This is a genomic window from Caulobacter sp. AP07, assembly GCF_000281955.1.
Classification (GTDB): domain Bacteria; phylum Pseudomonadota; class Alphaproteobacteria; order Caulobacterales; family Caulobacteraceae; genus Caulobacter.
In genome coordinates this window covers 23,379-30,876 of sequence record NZ_AKKF01000141.1, presented here as the reverse complement: position 1 = coordinate 30,876, position 7,498 = coordinate 23,379, and the positions used below count along the sequence as shown (strand labels likewise).

The 7,498-nt window shown below is 68.7% G+C and carries 5 protein-coding genes; all 5 read right to left on the bottom strand.

The features are described from left to right. Positions 1 to 286: 286 nt before the first annotated feature. Positions 287 to 676, bottom strand: a complete 390-nt coding sequence (locus tag PMI01_RS11055) for a hypothetical protein (RefSeq protein ID WP_007668079.1) — start codon at positions 674 to 676, stop codon at positions 287 to 289. Positions 677 to 889: 213 nt separating this feature from the next. Then, positions 890 to 1,063, bottom strand: a complete 174-nt coding sequence (locus PMI01_RS27085) for a hypothetical protein (protein ID WP_007668078.1) — start codon at positions 1,061 to 1,063, stop codon at positions 890 to 892. A 297-nt stretch (positions 1,064 to 1,360) separates the two neighbouring features. Then, positions 1,361 to 2,758, bottom strand: coding sequence for an efflux transporter outer membrane subunit (locus tag PMI01_RS11050; RefSeq protein WP_007668076.1), 1,398 nt, complete (start codon positions 2,756 to 2,758; stop codon positions 1,361 to 1,363). Between the two features lie 146 nt (positions 2,759 to 2,904). Next, positions 2,905 to 6,087 carry an efflux RND transporter permease subunit gene (locus PMI01_RS11045; protein ID WP_007668074.1) on the bottom strand — a complete coding sequence of 1,061 codons (3,183 nt, stop codon included), beginning with the start codon at positions 6,085 to 6,087 and terminating at the stop codon, positions 2,905 to 2,907. A 182-nt stretch (positions 6,088 to 6,269) separates the two neighbouring features. Beyond that, complete coding sequence (locus tag PMI01_RS11040; RefSeq protein WP_007668071.1) at positions 6,270 to 7,460, bottom strand: efflux RND transporter periplasmic adaptor subunit; 1,191 nt, start codon at positions 7,458 to 7,460, stop codon at positions 6,270 to 6,272. Between the last annotated feature and the right edge of the window lie 38 nt (positions 7,461 to 7,498).

The following is a 7,498-nucleotide window of genomic DNA, read 5'->3' as shown; positions in this document are numbered from 1 at the left end:
GCGGTGAACCCTCTCACCCTCCCACCGCCTGCGGCGGCGGGCCCCTCCCTCTCTCAAAGAGAGAGGGGTTCCGTGTGCGCGGCCTCGCCGCTGGCGGATGACATCAGGGGTGTTTCCGGAGAAGGCGGTTTCCCTCCCCCTTGTGGGGCGGGTGGCCCGCGTAGCGGGGCGGGTGGGGGATCGGTGCAGGGTGTTGGACGGGGGGCTTGCTTGCTGACTCAGCAGCCCCCCACCCGACCCTGGCGCTGCCAGGGCCACCCTCCCCACGAGGGGGAGGGACGGGGCCCTAAAGCCGTCCGCGCCGGCCGCCCTTGAGCTTGTCCAGCGCGCGGCGGGCGTGTTCGACCTGGGCGGCGGGGGCGGGTTCCGGAGCAACCGCCCGCCGCGTGTCCATCAGCATCGCGCTCAGATCGGCCACGCCCTGGGTCGCGTGCAGGTGGGCGGCGACGGCGTCGGTCATCGTGGGGGCGGGCGGCTTGGCGCGGTCACGGGGCGTGATCAGGGCCACCTTGCGGGCCATGGCGGCCAGGTCGCCGATGGCCTTGGCCTTGTCGCGGGCCCGGCGAATCTCGGCGGGATCGTTGTTGGTCTCGATGGACTTCCAGGCCGCGTCGAGGGCGGCCATCAGCTTGAGCTGGAAGTTCAGGCACCAGGTGGGGATGTCGGTCTGGGTCATGCCGCTAGTGTGCGGCCGTCCTGGAGAGGGAGGACGGGAAACGTGCGTTTTCGTGCAAGGGGTTGATTGTGCTGGGGTTCGTTTCGGCGGGAGTGAGGATGGAGCGGAGCCCTGTGGATAACTTTCGGGCGTCGGCGCACGATCGGGGACATGCACATGTGCATGTCCCCGGCCTTCGAGGGAGTCAGGCCGCCTCCGCCCAGGCGTTCCGCCTCAGCGCCGCCACTTCACGCCCCGCAGGGCGCGGCGGGTGAAGACGAGGCCCAGCGCCGCGATCGCCGCGCCAGCCATGCGAAGCGTGCTGTTCTGAACGGTGAAGGCGAGCAAGGCGCCGAGAGCCACGAGGGCAAGGCCGACGACGATCTGGATCTTGATCTGGTTGGTCATGCTGGGTGTTTAGGCGCTGATCCGGCCAGGAGAAACCCTTTCCCAGAGGGAGAGGGCGGGGGGTGAGCTGGACGGCGTGCCGGCGGGGGCGCGCGTAGAGATGATCCAATAAGGTCGTCATCCCCCGCTTTATGCGGGGGACCCAAGCGGCGTTTCAGACCGGCCTGCTCGGCTTGGGTCCCCCGAACAAGTCGGGGGATGACGGGGTTTTGAGGCGGTCATAGAAAACTGTGAGGGCGTCACCCCTCTCCCACCGCTGCGCGGTCGGGCCCCTCCCTCTCCCCTCCGGGAGAGGGTTTAGGAGGTCCACCCCCCGCCCAGCGCCTTGTAGATCGCCACGACGTTGGTGTTCACCCCCGTCTCGGCCACCGTCATCGAGTCCTCGGCGGCCAGCAGCGTCCGTTCCGCGTCGAGCAGCACCAGGAAGTCGATGCCGCCTTCCTTGTACTGGATGCGGGCCAGCTCGGCGGCGCGGCGCGAGGCGGCGGCCTGGTTGGTCAGGCTGACCAGCTGGGCCTGTTGCTGGCGATAGCCGACCAGGGCGTTCTCCAGGTCCTCCAGCGCGCCCAGCACGGTCTGGTCGTAGCTGGCCAGGGCCGCGTCGTTGCGGGCCTCGGCGGCCTTCAGCCGCTGGTGGGCGCCGCCCAGGTCGAGGGCCGGCCAGCTGACGCTGGGGGCTACCGACCAGGCCTGGCTGGCGCTGTTGCCGAACCCGGAGGCCGAACCCGACAGGAAGCCGATGAAGCCTGTCACCCGGACGCGCGGGAACAGGTCGGCCGTGGCCACCCCGACCTTGGCGGTCTGGGCCGCCAGCCGGCGCTCGGCCGCCTGGACGTCGGGACGCCGGCGCAGCAGGTCGGCTGCGTCGCCGATCGGCAGGGCGGTGATCAGCGGGGTGACCTCGGCGTTCTGGACCACCAGCGTGGCGTCCAGGGTTCCCGGCCGCTGGCCGGTCAGCACGCACAGCCGGTAGTTGGCGCGCTTCTCGGCGGTGATCAGGGCCGGGATCGCCGCCTCGGTGGCGTTGAGGCGGGCCTGGGCGCTGGCCACGTCGATGGGGTTACCGGCCCCGGCGTCGTAACGCACCTTGGTCAGGCGCAGGGTCTCGCGCTGGGTTTCCAGGTTGCGCTCGGCCACGGCCAGCCGGGCCTGGGCGCCGCGCAGTTCGAGATAATTTCGAGCCACTTCCGCAGCGATCGTCACCTGGGCGTCGCGCAGGTCGGCCTTGGCCGCTCCGGCCTCGGCCCGGGCCGACTCCACGCCGCGACGAACCCGGCCGAACAGGTCGATCTCCCAGCCGGCGTCGAAGCCGCCCGTATAGGTCTCGCTCTCGACGCGTTGGCCGCCGGAGCCCGGCTGCTGCTGGTCGCTCTTGGTATAGCCGCCGCTGGCGGTCACCCGCGGCAGCTGGTCGAGGCGGGCGTCCTTGAACAGGGCGCGGGCCTCGTCCACCCGGGCGACGGCGACCTTGATGTCGAAATTGCCGGCCAGGGCCTGGGTCACCAGACCATCCAGCACCGGGTCGCCGAACGCCTTCCACCACTCCGCTTCCAGATTGGCGGTCGAGAACGACGCGGCCGGGGCGTTCTGCAGGACCACCGGCGCGGCGACCGGGGTCTTGTAGTCGGGACCGACGGCGCAGGCCGACAGCAGGATCATGCTGGCGAAGAGCGACAGCTGGGCGGCCAGCTTCATGCCGCGACCCCTTCGCCCGTCATCCCCCGACTTGTTCGGGGGACCCAAGCGGCGGCGCCAGACGAGGCTGTGGCCGGCTCGGCTTGGGTCCCCCGCATAAAGCGGGGGATGACGGTTTTTATCTGCGGAAATCAGAGCTTGAGACATCAGTGCGCCTCCACGGCGTCGGTCGTCGTTTTGTTGGCCGCCTTCAGCGCCGCCTTGCGGGCGGTGGTGCGGCGGATGACGAAGTAGAAGATCGGCGTCAGGATCAGGCCGAAGACCGTCACCCCCAGCATGCCGGAGAACACCGCCACGCCCATGGCGCGGCGCATCTCGGCCCCGGCCCCGTGGCTGACGACCAGCGGCGCGACGCCCATGATGAAGGCGATCGAGGTCATCAGGATCGGCCGCAGGCGCAGGCGACAGGCTTCCAGCACCGCTTGCAGCGGCGTGTCGCCATGCTCCTCCCGTTCCTTGGCGAACTCGACGATCAGGATGGCGTTCTTACAGGCCAGCCCCACCAGCACGATCAGCCCGATCTGGGTGAAGATGTTGTTGTCGCCGTGGGTCAGCAGCACGCCGGCCAGGGCCGACAGCAGGGTCATCGGCACGATCAGGATGACCACCAGCGGCAGGCTCCAGCTTTCGTACTGGGCGACCAGCACCAGGAAGGCCAGCAGCACGCACAGCGGGAAGATGTAGACCGCCGTGTTGCCGGCCAGGATCTGCTGGTAGGTCAGCTCGGTCCACTCGTAGCCCATGCCGTTGGGCAGCTCCTTCTTGGCCAGGTCCTCCAGCGCCTTCTGGGCCTGGCCCGTCGAGTAGCCGGGGGCCGGGCCGCCGTTGATCTCGGCCGTGAGCACGCCGTTATAGTGGCTCTCGCGGTCGGGGCCGGTGGCCTCCTTGAAGCTGACGAAGGCGCCCAGCGGGATCATCTGGCCGTCGCCGTTGCGGGTCTGCAGGCGCAGCATCTGTTCCGGCTGCAGGCGGAATTTCTGGTCGGCCTGGACGTTGACCTCGTAGGTGCGGCCAAAGCGGTTGAAGTCGTTGACGTACAGCGAGCCCAGATAGACCTGCAGGGTCTCGAACAGGTCGGTCAGCGACACGCCCGAGGCGCGGGCCTTCTCGCGGTCGATATTGGCCTCGATCTTCGGCACGCTGACCTGGTAGGTCGAGAACACCCCGACCAGGGCCGGGTCCCTGCGGGCCTTGTCGATCAGGTTCTGGGTCTGCCGGTTCAGCTCGTCCGGACCCAGGCCCGCCTTGTCGACGATCTGCATGCGGAAGCCGCCGATCGTGCCCAGGCCCTGCACCGAAGGCGGCGGGAACACCGCGATCTGGGCGTCGGGGATGGCCCCGAACTTGGCGTTCAGCTCACCGACGATGGCGTTGGCCGACATCGACTTGCCGGTGCGCTCCTTGAAGTCCGACAGCGGGAAGAACACCGCGCCGGAGTTGGGGCTGTTGATGAAGCCGTTGGCCGACAGGCCGGGGAAGGCCACCGAGTGCTTGATGCCCGGCACCTTCATGGCGATGTCGCCCATCTGGCGGATGACGGCCTCGGTGCGGTCCAGCGAGGCCGCGTCGGGCAGTTGCACGACGGCGACCACATAGGCCTTGTCCTGCTGCGGCACGAAGCCGCCGGGGGTCCTGGCGAAGGCCAGGACCGTCAGCGCCAGCAGGACGCCGTAGATCACCAGGCCGGCGGTCGACTTGCCCAGGCTGCGCTCGACGTTGCGGACATAGCCGTTCGAGGCCTTGGCGAACATGCGGTTGAAGGGGTTGAACAGCCAGCCGAGCGCCGCGTCGATGACCTTCTGGAAGCGGTCCTTCGGCGCGTCGTGGCTCTTCAGCAGCACGGCGGCCAGGGCCGGCGACAGGGTCAGGGAGTTGAAGGCCGAGATCACCGTCGAGATGGCGATGGTCAGGGCGAACTGGCGGTAGAACTGGCCCGACAGGCCGCTGATGAAGGCGGTGGGGATGAAGACGGCGCACAGCACCAGGGCGGTGGAGATGATCGGCCCGGTGACCTCGCTCATCGCCTTGCGGGTGGCTTCGGCCGGTTCGAGCCCGTTGGTGATGTTTCGCTCGACGTTCTCGACCACGACGATGGCGTCGTCGACGACGATGCCGATGGCCAAGACCAGGCCGAACAGCGTCAGGGCGTTGAGGCCGAAGCCCAGCATCAGCAGGACGGCGAAGGTGCCGATCAGCGAGACGGGCACGGCGATCAGCGGAATGATCGAGGCGCGCCAGCCTTGCAGGAAGATCACCACCACGATGACCACCAGGATGATCGCCTCGATCAGGGTGTGGATGACCGAGTTGATGGATTCCTGAACGAAGGCGGTGGTGTCGTAGATGATCTCGTAGTCGACGCCTTCGGGGAACTCCTTCTTGAGCTCCTTCATGGTCTTCTTGATCTCGGCGGCCATCGCCAGGGCGTTGGAGCCGGGGCGCTGGAAGATCGGCATGGCCACGGCCGACTTGTTGTCGAGCAGGGAGCGCAGGGCGTAGTTGTTGGCGCCCATCTCCACGCGGGCCACGTCGCCCAGGTGGGTGATCTCGCCGTTGGCGCCCGAGCGGATGATGACCTCGCGGAACTGCTCCTCGTCGGTCAGGCGGCCGGGGGCGTTGACCGACAGCTGGAACTCGGCGCCGCCCGGGGTGGGCGGGGCGCCCAGCTGGCCGGCGGCCACCTGGACGTTCTGTTCGCGCAAGGCCTTGACCACGTCGCCGGCGGTCATGCTCAGCGCCGCCAGTTTCTCGGGGTCCAGCCAAATCCGCATGGAATAGGCGCCGGCCCCGAAGATCTGCACGTCGCCCACGCCGTCGACGCGCTTGAGGCGGTCACGGACGTTCAGCTGCGCATAGTTGCTCAGATAGAGCATGTCGTAGCGGTTGTTGGGCGAGATCATGTGCACGACCAGGGTCAGGTCGGGCGAGGCCTTGTCGGTGGTCACGCCGATGCGCTGCACCTCCTGGGGCAGTTTCGGCAGGGCCTGGGCGACGCGGTTCTGGACCTGCACCTGGGCCTTGTCGAGGTCGGTGCCCAGGGCGAAGGTGACGGTCAGGATCATCGCCCCGTCGGAGGCTGACTGCGAGGACTGGTAGATCATCCCCTCGACGCCGTTGATCGCCTGCTCCAGCGGGGCGGCGACGGTCTGGCCGATGACGGCGGGGTTGGCGCCGGGATAGGCGGCGCGCACCACCACGGTGGGCGGCACCACTTCGGGATACTCCGAGATCGGCAGGCGCGGCAGAGCCACCATCCCGGCGATGAAGATGATGATCGAGAGCACCGCCGCGAAGCGCGGCTTGTTCACGAAGAATTTCGAGAAGTTCATGGGGGCGTCCGGGGGAGGAGGCGGAAGGGGTATGACGGTCTGCTCCCTCCGCCTTTGATGGGGGAGGGTCGGGGTGGGGGTGACTGCGGCGGGGAGTTTCTCGTGGGCGGCGCCTTATCCTGACGCGCTTTCACCCCCATCCCCGGCCCTTCCCCCATCGAGGGGGGAAGGGAGAGAACGCTCTAGTTCTGGCCGACGCTGTTGATCATCGCGACGCGCTGGGGCGCGGCCTCGAACTGGCTGAAGTCGGCCGAGACGTCGGTCTTGACGGTCACCGGGTTGACGGTGTCGCCCGGCTTGACCTTCTGCAGGCCGCCGACGATCACCCGGTCGCCGGGCTTCAGGCCGGTGCGGATGATGCGCAGGTTTCCGGCCAGCGGGCCGATCTCGACCGGGCGGTACTCGGCCTTGTTGTTGGCGCCGACCACGACGACGAAGCGCTTGCCCAGGTCGGTGGCCACGGCGCGGTCGGGGGCCAGGGCCACCGTCCGCGACTGGTCGCTGACCAGGCGGATGCGGGCGAACAGCCCTGGGGTGAACCGGCCGTCCTGGTTGTCGAAGATCGCCCGGCCGTTGATGGTGCCGCTCTTGGCGTCCATGGCGTTGTCGATGAACTTCAGGTGGCCGACGTGCGGATAGCCGTCCTCGGTCATCAGGCCCAGATAGACCGGGCTCGACTTGCCGCGCTCGGCCGAGGCGTACTTCAGGAAGGTCTGCTCGTCGGCGTTGAAGGTGGCGTAGATCGGGGTGTCGGAGACCACCGTGGTCAGCAGGTCGGCCGGCGTCACCAGGTTGCCGCGGGTGATCACCGCCTTGGAGACCCGGCCGTCGATCGGCGAGACCACGCGGGTCCATTCCAGGTTCAGCTTGGCGGTCTGGTAGGCGGCGTTGGCGGCGCCGAGATTGGCCTGGGCGGCTTTTTCTTCAGCGGAAAGCCGGTCGAACTCGCTCTGGGCCAGGGCGTTCTGCTCGATCAGCCGGCGGCCGCGCTCGCGGTTGACGACGGCCAGGTTCAGCTGGGCCTTGGCGCGGTCCACCTCGGCCGAGGCGCGGTTGGCCTCGGCCTGGAACGGACGCGGGTCGATCTGGAACAGCACCTGGCCCTTGTGGACCCGCGTGCCTTCCTCGAAGCGCGCGCCGTCGATGTAGCCGCCGACCCGGGGACGGATGTCGACGGTGTCGACGGCTTCGAGGCGGCCGGTGAAGTCGTCCCACTGGCGCAGGTTCTTGAAGGCCACCTCGGTGATGGTGACCTGGGCGGGCGGCGGGGCGACCTCCTGCTTGGCCTGGGCGCTGCAGGCGGCCAGCACGGCGGCGGCGAGCATGGCGAAGGATTTGACGGCGGAAGAGGCGAGGGCGGGATGCTTGCGCATGGGGGAACCTGAAATCGGGCGTTGGGGAGGGGGAGGAA

Bases quoted from the DNA above. Each gene is read 5' to 3' on its own strand.
- PMI01_RS11040 (WP_007668071.1), bottom strand. From the start codon at position 7,460: ATGCGCAAGCATCCCGCCCTCGCCTCTTCCGCCGTCAAATCCTTCGCC.
- PMI01_RS27085 (WP_007668078.1), bottom strand. From the start codon at position 1,063: ATGACCAACCAGATCAAGATCCAGATCGTCGTCGGCCTTGCCCTCGTG.
- PMI01_RS11050 (WP_007668076.1), bottom strand. From the start codon at position 2,758: ATGAAGCTGGCCGCCCAGCTGTCGCTCTTCGCCAGCATGATCCTGCTG.
- PMI01_RS11055 (WP_007668079.1), bottom strand. From the start codon at position 676: ATGACCCAGACCGACATCCCCACCTGGTGCCTGAACTTCCAGCTCAAG.
- PMI01_RS11045 (WP_007668074.1), bottom strand. From the start codon at position 6,087: ATGAACTTCTCGAAATTCTTCGTGAACAAGCCGCGCTTCGCGGCGGTG.